The 14,121-nt window shown below is 60.2% G+C and carries 12 protein-coding genes, 1 tRNA gene and 1 pseudogene; 9 read left to right on the top strand and 5 right to left on the bottom strand.

Going from position 1 to position 14,121, the window contains the following annotated elements:
• Window positions 1-103 precede the first annotated feature (103 nt).
• From SYN63AY4M2_RS04165 to SYN63AY4M2_RS04140, 6 genes are all read left to right on the top strand, one after another.
• Window positions 104-177 (top strand) — tRNA-Arg (locus SYN63AY4M2_RS04165).
• Window positions 178-296: 119 nt separating this feature from the next.
• Window positions 297-2,771 carry an ATP-dependent Clp protease ATP-binding subunit gene (locus tag SYN63AY4M2_RS04160; RefSeq protein WP_011429552.1) on the top strand — a complete coding sequence of 825 codons (2,475 nt, stop codon included), beginning with the start codon at window positions 297-299 and terminating at the stop codon, window positions 2,769-2,771.
• Window positions 2,772-2,919: 148 nt separating this feature from the next.
• Window positions 2,920-3,552 carry an ATP-dependent Clp protease proteolytic subunit gene (locus tag SYN63AY4M2_RS04155; RefSeq protein WP_011429553.1) on the top strand — a complete coding sequence of 211 codons (633 nt, stop codon included), beginning with the start codon at window positions 2,920-2,922 and terminating at the stop codon, window positions 3,550-3,552.
• 17 nt (window positions 3,553-3,569) lie between these two features.
• Window positions 3,570-4,151: a Uma2 family endonuclease gene (locus SYN63AY4M2_RS04150; RefSeq protein ID WP_011429554.1), complete on the top strand. Its 582-nt coding sequence runs from the start codon at window positions 3,570-3,572 to the stop codon at window positions 4,149-4,151.
• Window positions 4,152-4,178: 27 nt separating this feature from the next.
• Window positions 4,179-4,790 (top strand): ATP-dependent Clp protease proteolytic subunit, encoded by a 612-nt coding sequence (locus tag SYN63AY4M2_RS04145; RefSeq protein WP_011429555.1) that lies wholly within the window; start codon window positions 4,179-4,181, stop codon window positions 4,788-4,790.
• Between the two features lie 275 nt (window positions 4,791-5,065).
• Window positions 5,066-5,332, top strand: coding sequence for a hypothetical protein (locus SYN63AY4M2_RS04140; RefSeq protein WP_041438869.1), 267 nt, complete (start codon window positions 5,066-5,068; stop codon window positions 5,330-5,332).
• Window positions 5,333-5,365: 33 nt separating this feature from the next.
• On the opposite strand, the gene SYN63AY4M2_RS04135 is transcribed toward SYN63AY4M2_RS04140, so the two are convergent.
• Window positions 5,366-5,965 carry a chromophore lyase CpcT/CpeT gene (locus SYN63AY4M2_RS04135; RefSeq protein ID WP_071813501.1) on the bottom strand — a complete coding sequence of 200 codons (600 nt, stop codon included), beginning with the start codon at window positions 5,963-5,965 and terminating at the stop codon, window positions 5,366-5,368.
• A 162-nt stretch (window positions 5,966-6,127) separates the two neighbouring features.
• On the opposite strand from SYN63AY4M2_RS04135, the gene SYN63AY4M2_RS04130 reads away from it, so the two are divergent.
• The gene (locus SYN63AY4M2_RS04130) at window positions 6,128-7,522 is read left to right on the top strand and encodes a malic enzyme-like NAD(P)-binding protein (protein WP_011429558.1); all 1,395 of its coding nucleotides are present in this window, start codon (window positions 6,128-6,130) and stop codon (window positions 7,520-7,522) included.
• Between the two features lie 389 nt (window positions 7,523-7,911).
• Window positions 7,912-8,583, top strand: a complete 672-nt coding sequence (locus tag SYN63AY4M2_RS04125) for a DUF1614 domain-containing protein (RefSeq protein ID WP_011429559.1) — start codon at window positions 7,912-7,914, stop codon at window positions 8,581-8,583.
• Here SYN63AY4M2_RS04125 and SYN63AY4M2_RS04120 read toward each other — a convergent pair.
• Window positions 8,580-10,712, bottom strand: a complete 2,133-nt coding sequence (locus SYN63AY4M2_RS04120) for a caspase family protein (protein WP_011429560.1) — start codon at window positions 10,710-10,712, stop codon at window positions 8,580-8,582. The genes SYN63AY4M2_RS04125 and SYN63AY4M2_RS04120 overlap by 4 nt on opposite strands.
• A 273-nt stretch (window positions 10,713-10,985) precedes the next feature.
• Here SYN63AY4M2_RS04120 and SYN63AY4M2_RS14115 point away from each other — a divergent pair.
• Window positions 10,986-11,391, top strand: a pseudogene (locus SYN63AY4M2_RS14115) (zinc ribbon domain-containing protein); the annotation flags it as partial.
• On the opposite strand, the gene SYN63AY4M2_RS04110 reads toward SYN63AY4M2_RS14115, so the two are convergent.
• The 3 genes from SYN63AY4M2_RS04110 to SYN63AY4M2_RS04100 form a co-directional block, all read right to left on the bottom strand.
• Window positions 11,361-12,251: a CPBP family intramembrane glutamic endopeptidase gene (locus SYN63AY4M2_RS04110; RefSeq protein ID WP_011429561.1), complete on the bottom strand. Its 891-nt coding sequence runs from the start codon at window positions 12,249-12,251 to the stop codon at window positions 11,361-11,363. The pseudogene SYN63AY4M2_RS14115 and the gene SYN63AY4M2_RS04110 sit on opposite strands and share 31 nt — an antisense overlap.
• A 130-nt stretch (window positions 12,252-12,381) precedes the next feature.
• Window positions 12,382-13,092: a class I SAM-dependent methyltransferase gene (locus SYN63AY4M2_RS04105; protein WP_011429562.1), complete on the bottom strand. Its 711-nt coding sequence runs from the start codon at window positions 13,090-13,092 to the stop codon at window positions 12,382-12,384.
• A 49-nt stretch (window positions 13,093-13,141) separates the two neighbouring features.
• Window positions 13,142-14,089 carry an NDP-sugar synthase gene (locus tag SYN63AY4M2_RS04100; RefSeq protein WP_011429563.1) on the bottom strand — a complete coding sequence of 316 codons (948 nt, stop codon included), beginning with the start codon at window positions 14,087-14,089 and terminating at the stop codon, window positions 13,142-13,144.
• Window positions 14,090-14,121: the final 32 nt, after the last annotated feature.

The following is a 14,121-nucleotide window of genomic DNA, read 5'->3' as shown; positions in this document are numbered from 1 at the left end:
TTGTGCTAGAATACCTAAGCCACATTGATAAGCTTCCATCTCTGGATAGGAGAGACGGGTCTTCAACCGTGGCTGTTTCGCTTTTCTTGCAGGTAGATAGCTTGCGCCTGTAGCTCAGTGGACTAGAGCACGTGGCTACGGACCACGGTGTCGGGAGTTCAAATCTCTCCAGGCGCGTCACGATCCCAGATGATTTTTCGTCTGGGGTATTTACCGTCCCTTAGTTGGCCTGAATCCTGTGTTAGGATTAGGCCTATCAAGTCCGCCTTGATGCAGGCGTAGGGAGCCCGAGGATCATGTTTGAACGCTTTACGGAAAAAGCCATCAAGGTGATCATGCTGGCCCAGGAGGAGGCCAGACGGTTGGGTCACAATTTCGTTGGCACCGAGCAAATCTTGTTGGGGTTAATCGGCGAGGGCACTGGGGTCGCCGCCAAAGTTCTCAAGTCCATGGGAGTGAACTTGAAGGACGCCCGCATTGAAGTCGAGAAAATTATTGGCCGGGGATCCGGCTTTGTGGCCGTCGAGATCCCTTTCACTCCCCGCGCCAAGCGAGTGCTGGAGCTCTCCTTAGAAGAAGCTCGCCAGCTCGGCCACAACTACATCGGCACTGAGCACCTGCTCCTGGGCCTGATCCGCGAAGGGGAAGGGGTAGCTGCTCGCGTCCTGGAAAACCTGGGGGTGGATCTGTCCAAGGTGCGCACCCAGGTGATCCGCATGTTGGGCGAGACCGCCGAAGTGACGGCGGGGGGTGGGTCTTCCAGCCGCACCAAGACGCCAACCCTGGACGAATTCGGCTCCAACCTCACCCAATTGGCCCAAGAGGGCAAGCTGGATCCCGTGGTGGGTCGGACGCGGGAGATCGAGCGCGTGATCCAGATCTTGGGCCGCCGCACCAAGAACAACCCCGTTCTTATCGGCGAGCCGGGCGTGGGCAAGACCGCCATCGCCGAAGGTCTGGCCCAGCGCATCGTGCAGGGGGACGTGCCCGACATCTTGGCCGACAAGCGGGTGGTCAGCCTGGATATCGGCCTGTTGGTGGCTGGCACCAAGTACCGCGGCGAGTTTGAGGAGCGCCTCAAGAAGATCATGGATGAGATCCGCAACGCCGGCAACATCATCCTGGTCATCGACGAGGTGCACACCCTCATTGGAGCCGGGGCTGCCGAAGGGGCCATCGATGCCGCCAACATCCTCAAGCCGGCTTTGGCCCGCGGCGAGCTGCAGTGCATCGGCGCCACCACGCTGGATGAGTACCGCAAGCACATCGAGCGGGATGCCGCCCTGGAGCGTCGCTTCCAGCCCATCATGGTGGGCGAGCCGAGCGTTTCAGAGACGATCGAGATCCTGTTTGGCCTGCGGGAGCGCTACGAGCAGCACCACAAGCTGAAGATCTCCGACGCGGCCTTGGAGGCAGCGGCCAAGCTGGCCGACCAATACATCTCTGACCGCTTCCTGCCGGACAAGGCCATCGACCTCATCGACGAGGCGGCTTCGCGGGTGCGCCTGATCAACTCGCAACTGCCGCCGGCGGCGCGGGAGCTGGATCAGGAGCTGCGGCGGGTGCTTAAGGAGAAGGATGCCGCGGTGCGGGCCCAAGACTTCGACAGGGCCGGCGAGCTGCGGGATCGGGAGATGGAGATCAAGCAGCAGATCCGCGCCATTGCGGCGGCCAAAAAAGCCGAGGAAAGCAGCCGCCAAGAGATGCCAGAGGTCACCGAAGAGGACATCGCCCAAGTGGTGAGCGCCTGGACGGGCGTGCCAGTGGCCAAGCTGACCGAGAGCGAGTCGGAGAAGCTGCTGCACATGGAGGAAACCCTGCACCAGCGCATCATCGGCCAAGATGAGGCGGTGCGGGCCATCTCGCGGGCCATTCGTCGGGCTCGCGTGGGGCTGAAAAACCCCAACCGTCCCATCGCCAGCTTCATCTTCTCCGGCCCAACAGGGGTAGGCAAAACCGAGCTGACCAAAGCCCTGGCGGCCTACTTCTTCGGCTCCGAGTCGGCTATGATCCGCCTCGACATGTCGGAGTACATGGAGCGGCACACGGTCAGCAAGCTGATCGGATCCCCGCCCGGATATGTCGGCTACAACGAGGGGGGGCAGCTTACGGAAGCGGTGCGGCGCCGTCCCTACACGGTGGTGCTCTTCGATGAGATCGAGAAGGCCCACCCGGACGTGTTCAACCTGCTGCTGCAGATCCTGGAGGACGGCCGCCTGACCGACGCCAAGGGCCGCACGGTGGACTTCAAAAACACCCTGATCGTGATGACCTCGAACATTGGCTCGAAGGTCATCGAGAAGGGTGGTGGCAGCCTCGGCTTCGAGTTCAACACCAACGACGAAGATGCGAACTACAACCGCATCCGCAACTTGGTGCACGAGGAGCTGAAGCAGTACTTCCGCCCCGAGTTCCTCAACCGGGTGGACGAGATCATCGTCTTCCGGCAACTGACCAAGGAGGAAGTGAAGCAGATCGCCGACATCCTGCTCAAGGAAGTGTTCGACCGCATGAAGGAGAAGAAGATTTACCTCACGGTCAGCGATCGCTTCAAGGATCTGCTGGTGGAGGAGGGCTACAACCCCAGCTATGGGGCACGTCCGCTGCGCCGTGCTATTCAGCGCCTGTTGGAAGACATCCTGGCAGAAGAGATCTTGACTGGCCACGTCAAAGAGGGATCAGAAGTCCTCATCGATGTGGACGAGGAGCGTAAGCCCAAGGTGCTGGTCACGGAGCCGGAGCGGGTGCTCTTGCCCCAGGGAGCGGAGTAAAGCTGCCGCCTCCCCTTCAGGTTCTGGTTCTTAGGAAGACAAGGGATCCGCTGCTGTTCTCGGATCCCTTGCTCTTGTCCTTCATCTGTGCTGTCGTTCTAGGAAGTTGTCTCTAGAGTCAAGGGATTGGCCGTAGGAGAACTTTGGCATGGTGCAATCGACCTACTACTATGGCGGCGCTCCGGTTCGGACTCCGCCTCCCGATTTGGCTTCGCTGCTGCTGCAAGAGCGCATTGTCTATCTGGGTCTGCCCCTGGCCGAGGAGGCGAATGCCAACGTCACCAAGCTGATTGTGGAACAATTGCTGTATTTGCAGTACGAGGATCGGGAAAAGCCGATCAAGATGTACATCAACTCGACGGGCACCTACAGCTACGACACGGCAGCTTTTGCCATTCTGGATACGATGAACTACATCAAGCCGCCGGTGCATACCATCTGCATTGGCAATGCCATTGGCATGGCGGCCATGCTGTTGGCGGCGGGCGCCAAGGGGTTCCGGGCCAGTTTGCCCAATGCCACGATCGTGCTGCATCAGCCGTATGGGGGCACCCGTGGACAGGCCAGCGATATTGAAATTCGCACCCGCGAGATCTTGACCTTGCGCAACATGATGCTGGAGGAATTATCTCGCAGCACGGGCCAGCCCATAGAGCGCATCAAGAAGGATACGGAGCGGCTGTTTTTCATGACTCCGGAAGAGGCCAAAGCCTACGGTCTTATCGATCAGGTGTTGACCAGCTCCAAAGCCCTGCCGAAGTTGGCAACAGCCAAAAGCTGAAGCAGAGGGATCCGTCGATGGTTCAGGTCCCTGTACAGCCTTTAACGGCGGAGGAGTACCTACGCCTCAAAAGCTGGCCTTATGAAGGACGGCTTGAACTTGAAGACGGGTATATTCGGGAAGTGCCAACTGAGGAGCGCATTAACACCCTCATTGAGCTGTTTCTGATTGCGGAATTGCTCAAGTTTTTGCCCGTCCAACGCCTGAGCTTGGGCCAAGTTGAGGTCGAAGTGCCCGCAGCCAAGGCTCGGTTTCGCAACCCAGATGTGATGGTTTTACATCCTGACCATGTGAGCTTGCTGGGGAACGGTCGCGGAACCCTTCGGCTGCCCATGCCCCCGCCGCTGCTGGTGGTGGAAGTGGTTTCTCCTGGAATAGACAATGAAAAACGTGATTATCAAGACAAGCGCAAAGACTATGCTGCCCGTGGGATCCTGGAATACTGGATTGTGGATCCCGCCAAGCAGTCGGTGTCGCGCTGGGTTGGCGGGGAATACGAAGACGAGGTTAAAACCGGCCCTGAACGCATTGTTTCCTCGGTTTTGCCCCAGCTAGATTTAAGCGCGCAAGACCTCTTGCAAGCGCATCGTTCTGTGTAGTGTTCTGTACTTTGCCAGGAGAAACTTATGCCGATTGGAGTGCCTCGCGTTCCCTACCGTCTGCCCGGTGAGCCCTACAGCCAGTGGATCAGCCTCGACGACCGCCTGTACCAAGAGCGGATCTTGTTTATCGGCGAGCCCATCGACGACAACCTGGCCAATACCATCGTGGGGGTGATGCTCTACCTCAACTCCCAGGATCCGCAAAAGGATATTGTGATGTACATCAACTCTCCTGGTGGCTCTGTAACGGCGGGCATGGCCATTTACGACACCATGAACCACGTCAAGCCCGACATTGTTACCGTTTGCGTGGGCCAAGCAGCCTCGATGGGGGCCTTCTTGCTGGCTGCCGGCACCAAGGGAAAACGCTTTGCCCTGCCCCACTCCCGCATCATGCTGCACCAGCCTTCCCTGGGGATGATCCAAGGTCAGGCCAGCGATATCGAAATTCGCGCCCGCGAAACTTTGCGGGTCAAGCGGCGTATGAATGAGCTCTTGGCGCAAATGACTGGCCAGCCGCTGGAGAAAATCGAGCGGGATGTGGAGCGGGATTTCTACCTCTCGGCTACGGAAGCCCAAGCCTACGGCATTGTAGACCGAGTGATCCAAGAGCGCTCGGAAGCAATGGCCGGCTAAGGGGGATTTTGGCTCGCTGCAAAAAGACGGCCTGGGCAAGATCCCGAGTAAGATTAGGGAGCTGAGGACTGGCTCGCTGTGGTTTGACCGTTTGACGGGCCTGGATTCCGGCAGGTGTGATGTTCCCCGGCTTATACGGTACTGGTTCTAGGGTGCTGGGAGAGGGGCTGAGGATCCCTGGGGTAGCTAGGATAAGGCGGAGTGGACCGAGAGATTTGCATCCGGTGAACCGAAAGCATTGGGTCAAAAGGAGCAGTGGATGGGCCAGTCTGCTGGTGTTCCTGCTGTATCCGCCGAATCAGGCCTTGGCTTTGCCCCCGGCTTCTGAAATCCCTGAGGAGGTGCTGCGGGCGCAGCCAGATTTGCAGGCTCGCTCTCCGGTCGATAATCAGCCCCTCACCGCTGGCGAAGCTCTGCAACTCCAGGCAGCCCTGGCAGCCCGGCCCGAAACCGGATCTGTTTCTCCAGAGGTGGAGCGGCTGATCTTTTTGCTCAAGCTGCGCAGGGGTTTCCGCGACCTGTTTCCTTTTTTGTTCCCATAGCCCTCCTAGCTAGCCCAACAGTTTTCCGAACCCTTAGGGGCGAGGGGGAAATACCACAGGGATCCTTTTCTGGTAGCGGTAAGGGCCGGCGCGGGATCCCCAAGTTTGTTGGCCGGTGGTGGCGTCGAAGCCGCGATCCCAGGTGATGAATTCCTGGGCTGTGAGGTCAAACTCGATGTGGATGTAGGTGCTGTCGCCGGGGTTGAGGCGGCAGCCACCGCCCGGCAGCATCTGGCCGTGGTAGCAGTCTGCGCGCTTTTCTACGAGGATGCGACAACCGGGCAAATGCTGCAAGTCAGACAGAGAAAGCTGCGCCAAGCGCTGCAGATCCTGAGAGGCACCTGCCCAAGCCGCTTGATCCCGCAACTTATAGTTCTCGATCCGCAAGGGATCCGCCAATACCTGCAGCACCCGGCTGCGGTAAAACCGGCCCGGCGTGTGCTCGTTAAATTGCTCGGTAAAAAAGCCGATTCCTTCTGAAAACAGGTGGGGAAGGCGCACGTACCAAAGGCTCACCGGTACAAACCACACCGGTTCTGCCATGGCTTGGGCGCGGTTGCTGTAGTAACCTTCCAGCCAATCGGCAAAAGTATTGAGGTCGGAATCGGAAGTTGCCGCAGCAGAAGCTGTCATATGCAAGAAGGAGGATCGCCTGTCTTCGGGATTTCTCGATCCTAGGGTTATTCTCACCCCTAACCCTGCTTCCGGAGGGAGAAGGTTGGGTGCCGAACCGGAGGGCTCAGTGTTGAGGAGCTTGCTCTGCTGAAGGCAATTTTTCTTCTACTATAGAAAGCTATGACAAAACTCACCCCCAGCTCCAGCTACAGCATTGCTCTACGTCTGCGCCTGCCCAACCAGCCAGGAGCGCTGGCCCGTGTTACCCAAGCTATTGCCGAGGTGGGAGGCAGCCTCAGCCAGATCGACCTCATCCACCAATCGGCAGCCGAAACGGTGCGGGAAATCTGCGTGGATGCCGTTAGCAGCGAGCATGCCGAGCAAATTCGCGCCGCTGTTGCCTCTTTGCCCAACGTAAAAGTGGAGCGGGTGGTGGATCGCACCTTTGAGCTGCACCGGGGGGGAAAGCTACAGGTGGTGGCCAAAAGCCGCCTGGAGAGCGCCGCCGATCTGGCCATGGCCTATACCCCGGGCGTGGGTCGGGTGGCGCTGGAAATTGCCGCCGATCCCAGCGCTGTGTATGAATACACCATCAAGGGCAATTGCGTTGGCATCGTAACCGATGGCAGCGCCGTGCTGGGCCTGGGGAATATCGGCCCGGAGGCGGCTCTGCCAGTGATGGAGGGAAAAGCAGCCCTGTTCAAACGCTTTGCTGATATCGATGCTTTCCCGCTCTGCCTGGCCACCCAGGAGGTGGGGGAAATTGTGGAGACGGTGGTGCGCCTGGCGCCGGGGTTTGGCGGCTTCAACCTGGAGGACATCAGCGCCCCCCGCTGCTTTGCCATCGAGTTGCAGCTCAAGGCCCGTCTCAACCTGCCGGTGTTCCACGACGATCAGCATGGCACCGCCATTGTGGTGCTGGCAGCGTTGTTGAATGCCTTGAAGGTGGTTAAAAAAAGCCTAGAGGAGGTGCGCATTGTCCTCAACGGGGCAGGAGCAGCCGGTATTGCGGTAACTCAACTGCTGCGACGGGCCGGGGCCAGACATATCCTGGTCTGCGACCGCCAAGGGATCCTCAGCCGCTCCCGCGCCGACCTCACCCCCGAGAAAGCTGCCGTTGCCGTTGAGGAGAGCGGATCCCTGGCAGAGGCTTTGGTGGGAGCAGATGTGTTCATCGGGGTGAGCGTGGCCAATGCTTTGACACCAGAGATGGTGGAGAAAATGGCGCCGGATCCCATTGTCTTTGCCTTGGCCAACCCGGTGCCAGAGATCCAGCCCGAGCTGGTGGCAGATCGAGTCGCCGTGATGGCCACCGGGCGCAGCGACTACCCCAACCAGATCAACAATGTGCTGGCCTTCCCAGGGGTGTTCCGCGGCGCTCTCGATTGCCGCGCCAAGCAGATCAACACTGAGATGTGCCTGGCTGCCGCCCAGGCCATTGCCAATTTGATCCCACCGGAAGATTTGGATCCCCAGTGGATCATTCCCTCGGTCTTCGATGGGCGGGTAGTTCCTCAGGTGGCTGCCGCCGTGATCCAAGCTGCCCGCCAAACAGGAGTGGCCGGGATCCCTTGAGGGTTCCCCCTGGCCAAAAGCGGGTGGAAGGCAGCAGGCCTCAGCTAGAAGCCGCAGGAGCCCCGCACTGTACCCCCCTCAATCCCCCCGCCCCCCTGCCCCCCGTATACGGGGGGTTGGGGGGGAAGGGGGGCGGTCGGAGCCGGGTAGTTTACGATTTGCTTTTGCGGAGATCCGCACTATCAAATTGCTCTATCCACAACTCCCAGCAATCGGCGCGCCGGTTGCAAAGTTGCTCAAGATATTTGCAATAAGATCTTTGGGCTCTGACAGAGTTAACCGGAGACTTGCTTGTTATTTTTGTTACAAGATCGGGGATCCTCTCTACCTAGAGTCGAGGAAGCCGGACTAAGTCCTGATAGGCTGGAGGAAAGTTTGGGATCCCTGCCATGTTCTACTTGCCGGTCTCGCTGTTGCTGTTTTTGATGCTGGTGCTGCTGCTGCCTTTCCTCTGGCTGGGGCTGGCGGTGGATGTGGTGGCGTTGGCGGTGGGCAAGTTGGGGTTCTCGCGGGAGGGGGCGCTGTTGCTGCTGCTGGCTATCCTGGCGGGCAGCTCGGTCAATATTCCCCTGTATCGTGTGAAGTGCGAGGTAACGCTGGTGGAAGACCTGGCCAGCCTGTGGATACGGCAATTTTGGGGGATCCCGTTGGCCAAGATCTCTCAGGAGACCGTGGTTGCTCTGAACGTGGGCGGGGGGCTGATCCCGGTGCTCTTGGCCCTGTATCAATTTGGCCGGGCCGATGGGCTGTTGATCCTGGCCGTAACGGCGCTGGTGACTGTGGTCAGCTACTATGCTTCCCACGTGGTGCCCGGAATCGGCATTCAGATGAATCCCTTGACCGCCCCGGCTACGGCAGCCTTGGCCGCCATGTTCTGGGCTGGAGATCAGGCGCCGGCGGTGGCCTTTGCTGGCGGGGTTTTGGGCACGGTGATCGGAGCGGATCTGCTGCACTTGCCGGAGGTGCTGCGGCGCAATTGCTCGGGCATTCTCAGCATTGGCGGGGCCGGGGTTTTCGATGGCATTGCTCTCTGTGGCCTGTTTGCCCTGTTGCTGAGCTAAACCAGCAAATAGGTGAGGGAAAGGGTAACAGCCTGGCCGGGATCCAGCCAGCGCAAGTCGGGATCCCCTTCGGGGGCACGCTGGGTCAACTCCTCGAGGAGAATTTGCGTCCATTCCAGCGGCCCATTGAGCAACAGCGGCGAACGGGCTACCCCCAGCTTGCGGGCCATGGTTTTGAGGGCTTCCAAGCTGGCCGACAAGGGGCGAGTGCTGGCCACAAACAGCAGCTCGGTCAGCCCCTGGGCATGGCAGGTGAGCAGATCGGGATTGACGGCAGAGCGCGAATTGCCAGCCATCTCAGGCAGAGGTGGCAAAGTCAGGCTGCTCTTGGCCTCCAGGCGCAGCGGCAGGGCAAAGTCCTCCTGGGGCATGGGGGCCAGCAGGTGCAGTTGCCCGCTGGAATCGACCATCAACAGGTACCCGAACAGATCCTGCTCGCCCTCGTTGCGCAGAGTGAGATAGAGGGGATCCCCGCGCATAAAGCGTGGCATGCCTGGCTCGCCAGGAGCAGCGGCCCCTTGGGCAAGCCGTGACCCCCGCAAGGGTTTGCCCTTGGTGGACAATTCCCCCACCACCGCCAGCGGCGAGATTGCCGCGTTGAGGGTAGCCCGCAGGCGCTTGGCCGCCAGCAGATGGGCCAGACGGGGCACCAGCCGCTGCACTGCCGTAGCGGCAGCTTCCCCAGCCGGCCCGCAGGAATTGAGCAGCAATTCTCGCCCCGGCCAAAAGAGGCTGTAGCTGTTGACTTCCAGGGGTTTGGGCAGAGCGTCCAATTGAAAGGCGGCGGCCATTTCGGGGGTGATGCGGCCCAGCAGGCAATCCACCTGGCGCTCGCGCGGGTTGGCCGTCTCCATCCAGCTGTAGCCGGCGATGGCGTTGGTCAGATCTACTTTTTCAACGCGGCCTAAGTTGTCTTCCAGACCCACCAAAAGCTTGAGGCTGCTGGAGAGGCTGCGCAACTGCTCCCGCACCAGCGTGCCCACGGGGGGAAATTGACCTTCCCCGTTGGCCGGCTGCACCTGTGCCAACAGGCCGCTGCGAGAACGAATCAGCAGCGGCACCGGCGAGGCGGTGGAAGGCTCGGCAGCAATGGGAACCAAAAGAGTACCTGGCTGCAAGCCGCAGAGTGCCGCCGGTGGGATCCCACCCAGCCACACCTGGGCCCGATTCCCCTTCACTTCCTGGATGGCGCCGCTGACTCCCACCTGAGGGGGGGTGAGGAAGTAGGGCGGGATGCGCCGAGCCGTTTCTTTGCCCTCCAGGATGGGGCGCTGACAAGCAAACAGGCCCAGCTCCCGCTGACCGGCCACTTGGTTGAAGGCTATCAGCAGGCGGGTGGCAGGTGTGGTCTCCCACAGGTACTGCGTCAACAGGTAGGTGAGTATCCCTGCATGAAATCCCGGCCAAGCGGCTTCTGCCGCCAAATCTTGGGGGGTGGTGGCGGCAATTAACAACCCCTTGGGCGGAGAGGGCCAAATCTGCTGCACTTCACCAGAAGGCAGGCGACCGGGAGCCACCGCCTCTGGGGAGGTAGAGGCTACTTCCTTGGGGACTTTCGGCGGGCGGGAGCGCAGTTGCAAGTTGCCCCGTACTGCGGGTGCAACATAGGTAAAGCCACAATCGAGTACGGTCGTGAGCTGGGCTGTGCCCAAGCTTTGCACAAGCTGGAAAAAGCGCTCCAGACCCATAGCCGCCGCTTCTTCAGGGCCAGCCAACAGCAGCGCCGGCTGCCAGCGCTCGGGCGAAGATCCCGCCCGCCATTGGCCGTAGCCGCTAAACTGCACCACTACCGTTTCAGCCGTCTGACTTGCACTTCCCAAGTGCTCGGCAAAGGCTGACTGGATCGCGCTTGAAGTGGCAGCTCCATCGGTGAGGATGAGAATGTCTGCCGGGTCAAAGCCAAAGCGATACCGCAGCAGCTCCCGCTGCAGCTCCACATCCGTGACACACCCCTGTAACGGGGATCCCTCGCCGGGGTAGCGGTTAATGCCTATCAAGAGAGCCAACTTGCGGGAGCTGGCCGCCAAAGCTTGCCCGTAGCGCTCAGCCTGACCCACCAACCAGCCGGGAGAGAGACCAAGGCCGGCAGCAACCAGGAGTAACTTTTGTAGAAAAGACCGCCTTTCCATGTCAACCCTGTGGGCTGCCTCGCTGGCGTAACAGCCACCCTGTTGGCGAACGAGCCACAGCTCAACTCTGCACCGGATCTGTTGCTGCCTATTTCAGGATATCCCCACCCCTCCAGCTTTTTCGAGGGATCGGGTGACAGTTTTTGGCGTTTCGTTTACATTCTTGGCGGGATCCCGCCTCAAGTCCTTTCCGTCTGGGGATACCGACGCCAAGGCCGCTTAGGAGTTCAGCTAGAAACGGCAGGAGGCCCGCCCTTTTCCTCCTGTACACGGGGGATACGGGAGCGTGTCAATCAACAGCCGCGCAGCAAAACAGAGCGTTGGCGGTCGAACAGTTGGCGTTTTCTCAACTGAGGCAGTTTCTGCACTCCAAGGCGGTGGGGCCGGGGTCAAGGTTGTGGTGGTGCCGCCTGCCGACAGTTTGCAAACCGGCCACCGATGTTTATGGCTTGGCCAGCAGGAAGGGAAGCGTTTTCGTTGTGTGAACCCGGCCTGGGGCTGGGAAGGGGAGGCAGATTTTAACGGTGCCAATGTGATTGCGGTTTTGGGGGCTGCTGTAAGCCGGCCTGCCCCCCGTACACGGGGGGTGTGGGGGGCCCTTGGTTGGCTTGCCAACTGCAGGGCTACCCAAAGCCTGCACTCTATGTGTCAGCATGAGTGCGGGCAATTTACAAAATAGGGCAAGTGAGCCCCCCGTTCCGGCCAATGGCAGCGGAGGAAAGGGATTACGATGAACCCAGCCAAAACTAGACAGCACAGGCTGTAGTAGAGGTGAAAGCTCCCGATGGGATCCACCTGTTCCACTACCCCTCCTCCCAGGGATCCCAGCGCTAGAGCCAGGATATTGTTCAAAGCATGGGCCAGGATGGGTAAGCTCAAGGAGCGTGCTTTCAGGTAGAGCAGCCCCATCACCAGGCCAAACACCGTCAGCCCAAGTGGGTTAGGGTGCAGTAGGCCAAAGACCACGGAAGAAGCCAGCAGGCCTCTGTCAAGCCCCCACTTGAGGCTCCAGCGGTGGAGCAAAATGCCGCGAAACAGCCATTCCTCCGTTATGGGGGCCACCACTGCAATCGAGAGCCAGCGCAACCCCTGGTACACCTGCGGCCAGGCTGTCTCCCCCTCCTCTTCCCCCAGGGAGTCCAGCATCGACTCCGCCAGCTCCGGGAAAGACAGCGACACCCAGTAGAGCATCAGCAAAGTGGTGCCCATGGAGAGCACAACCAAAGCCGGCACTACCCGCAGCAGGGATCCCCAGGGAATCACAGCTCGCCAGTTGCCCCACAGCCGCCTCATCTGCAAATGGGCTCGTCGCCCGCGCTGCCAGCTCCAGATACAAGTGAGCACAAACGTGACGCAATAGACAACGTAGGCCAGCACCGGATCGTCCGAGGGCAGAGGCAACAGCCTGGCCAAAGCGACAACCCCCAGACCCACCCCCCCGTTGATCGACAGGAAAGCCAGCAGCAGATAGCGGGCCTTCAGCGCTGAAAATCCGGCTGAACCCGGCTCGGCAGGCGGCAAGGCGGGGGATCTGGACATAAAAAAGTAAGAGGTAGGAGTTTTCCCATCTTATAAGGGTGGGGGAGAGAGCACCGACTTTGGAAAGCCAATCCTCCGGGCAAGCTACCTCGTGGAAGGGGAAAGCCCCCCTCTTCAAAGGGAGAGGAGGTCACTGCTTGCGCTGAATCCAATAGGTGGTAAATAGCTCGCCACTGGCCTGTTTCTGGATTTTGCCCCCCAAGTCGGCGATGCGCCGCTCCCACTCCTGTAGGGGCGTGAGAATCGGCTCGCTGCCTTTGAAGAGCTCAATCAACCCCCACTGTTCGGCCCACACCGACTCAGGATTGACCACTTCGATAATCACTGGCGCAGCCGGACGCAACACCCGCCTCAGTTCTGCCCAAACCGCGTCAAAGTAGTCTATCGGGTAGTAGTACAAAAATCCTGTAGCAATGGCCAGATCGAACTGCTCTGGCCCGTAGTTTTCCAGGTGATGGGCGGATCCCTGCTGCATCGACTTGAACAGCTTGGAGTTAAGCTGCGGTGCCCGCGAGCGCACAAAGCGCACGATCCCCCCGCTCAGCTCATGGCCGTAAAAGTAGGCCTGCCAATCGTTCCAGGGATAGGTCAGGAAACTCACTCCACAGCCCAGATCCAAGCAGGCTTCCCGCTTTTTGGGGGCGCGCAATTGCCAAAAGGGGATCCCCAGGCGTTCCTGGAGGTGATCCCGCTTTTGGGCTTGCCAAAAGGGCAACTGTTCCAGGTCGGGGGGAAGCTGCCAACTGGCCCGACCCAACTGCACCTCCAGCTCCCGGTTGAAGCGGGCGGCTACGGCGGCAAGATAGGGATCCCAGCGTTCCCCGCTTTGCGGTAGCTCCATCTTTGGCCGGCTCTGTTGTGGAGGCTTGGGCGCTTAACTGGCCTTTAACCTAGACTACCAGGAGGCCCGGCCCATAGGCCCCCGGCTGCAGGGATCCATTGACCCAACTGTAGCTGCCGAGGATGGTGCCGGCGGGGACTTGAGCTTGGGAGCCCAAGCGCGTGTAAGCGCCGATGTAGCAGGGCGCGTGCAATTGAACGTCAGGGTGGATCTCGGCGGTCTTGTGAACCCATACCCCTGGCGCCCGTTCTTCCACATCCTCGAGAGGGAAATCCCTCATCCGGCTCAGGAGAATGTCCAGTTGGCCGTGGTAGTAGCTGGCCGGCGTGCCCAGATCCCGCCAGTAGCCAGTGTGCAGGTAGGCTTGCAGCCGTCGCCCCTGCCGCAGCAAGTCGGGGAAGATACGCCGCTCGAAGCTGAGGGGATCCCCGCTGGGGTAGTCTTTGAAAATAGCCGGATCGAGGACATAGGTACCAGCGTTGATGGTGTTGGTGGTGAGGGTGAGGGCTTCGGCAGCAGTGGGCTTTTCCCGAAAGGATTGGATCCGGCCCCCTTCCCCTACCTCCACCAGGCCGTAGGCGGTGACGTCCTCCACCTGGGCGAGGGTGAGGGTGGCGACGGCCCCGCTCTGCAGGTGGCAGTGTATCAAATCTAATAAATCCAGATCGGTGAGGATATCGGCATTGAAGACCACTAAGGGATCCCCGCTGAAGTAGGGTTGGGCCAGCACCAAAGCTCCCGCTGTATCTAGCGGCGTCTCCTCGACGACGTAGCGGAGCTTTACCCCCCAAGCAGTGCCATCTCCCAGAGCCGCCTCGATCTGTCTGCCCAGATACCCCACGCTGAGCAAAATGTCCGTCAGGCCGGCCCGGCGGCAGCGCCCGATCAGCCAGTGTAAAAAAGGCACCTCTAGCAACGGCAGCAGAGGCTTCGGTTGCCACAAGGTCAGCGGCCGTAAGCGAGTTCCTTGCCCCCCTGCCAAAATCACCGCCTGCATAGCTATCCCCAACCCATTTTCCCAGCCTAGAT

This window comes from Synechococcus sp. 63AY4M2, assembly GCF_002760475.1.
Lineage (GTDB): Bacteria > Cyanobacteriota > Cyanobacteriia > Thermostichales > Thermostichaceae > Thermostichus.
This window is presented reverse-complemented; position numbering and strand designations above follow the sequence as displayed.

Bases quoted from the DNA above. Each gene is read 5' to 3' on its own strand.
- SYN63AY4M2_RS04160 (WP_011429552.1), top strand. From the start codon at position 297: ATGTTTGAACGCTTTACGGAAAAAGCCATCAAGGTGATCATGCTGGCC.
- SYN63AY4M2_RS04155 (WP_011429553.1), top strand. From the start codon at position 2,920: ATGGTGCAATCGACCTACTACTATGGCGGCGCTCCGGTTCGGACTCCG.
- SYN63AY4M2_RS04125 (WP_011429559.1), top strand. From the start codon at position 7,912: ATGTTCTACTTGCCGGTCTCGCTGTTGCTGTTTTTGATGCTGGTGCTG.
- SYN63AY4M2_RS04150 (WP_011429554.1), top strand. From the start codon at position 3,570: ATGGTTCAGGTCCCTGTACAGCCTTTAACGGCGGAGGAGTACCTACGC.
- SYN63AY4M2_RS04120 (WP_011429560.1), bottom strand. From the start codon at position 10,712: ATGGAAAGGCGGTCTTTTCTACAAAAGTTACTCCTGGTTGCTGCCGGC.
- SYN63AY4M2_RS04110 (WP_011429561.1), bottom strand. From the start codon at position 12,251: ATGTCCAGATCCCCCGCCTTGCCGCCTGCCGAGCCGGGTTCAGCCGGA.
- SYN63AY4M2_RS04105 (WP_011429562.1), bottom strand. From the start codon at position 13,092: ATGGAGCTACCGCAAAGCGGGGAACGCTGGGATCCCTATCTTGCCGCC.
- SYN63AY4M2_RS04145 (WP_011429555.1), top strand. From the start codon at position 4,179: ATGCCGATTGGAGTGCCTCGCGTTCCCTACCGTCTGCCCGGTGAGCCC.
- SYN63AY4M2_RS04100 (WP_011429563.1), bottom strand. From the start codon at position 14,089: ATGCAGGCGGTGATTTTGGCAGGGGGGCAAGGAACTCGCTTACGGCCG.
- SYN63AY4M2_RS04135 (WP_071813501.1), bottom strand. From the start codon at position 5,965: ATGACAGCTTCTGCTGCGGCAACTTCCGATTCCGACCTCAATACTTTT.
- SYN63AY4M2_RS04130 (WP_011429558.1), top strand. From the start codon at position 6,128: ATGACAAAACTCACCCCCAGCTCCAGCTACAGCATTGCTCTACGTCTG.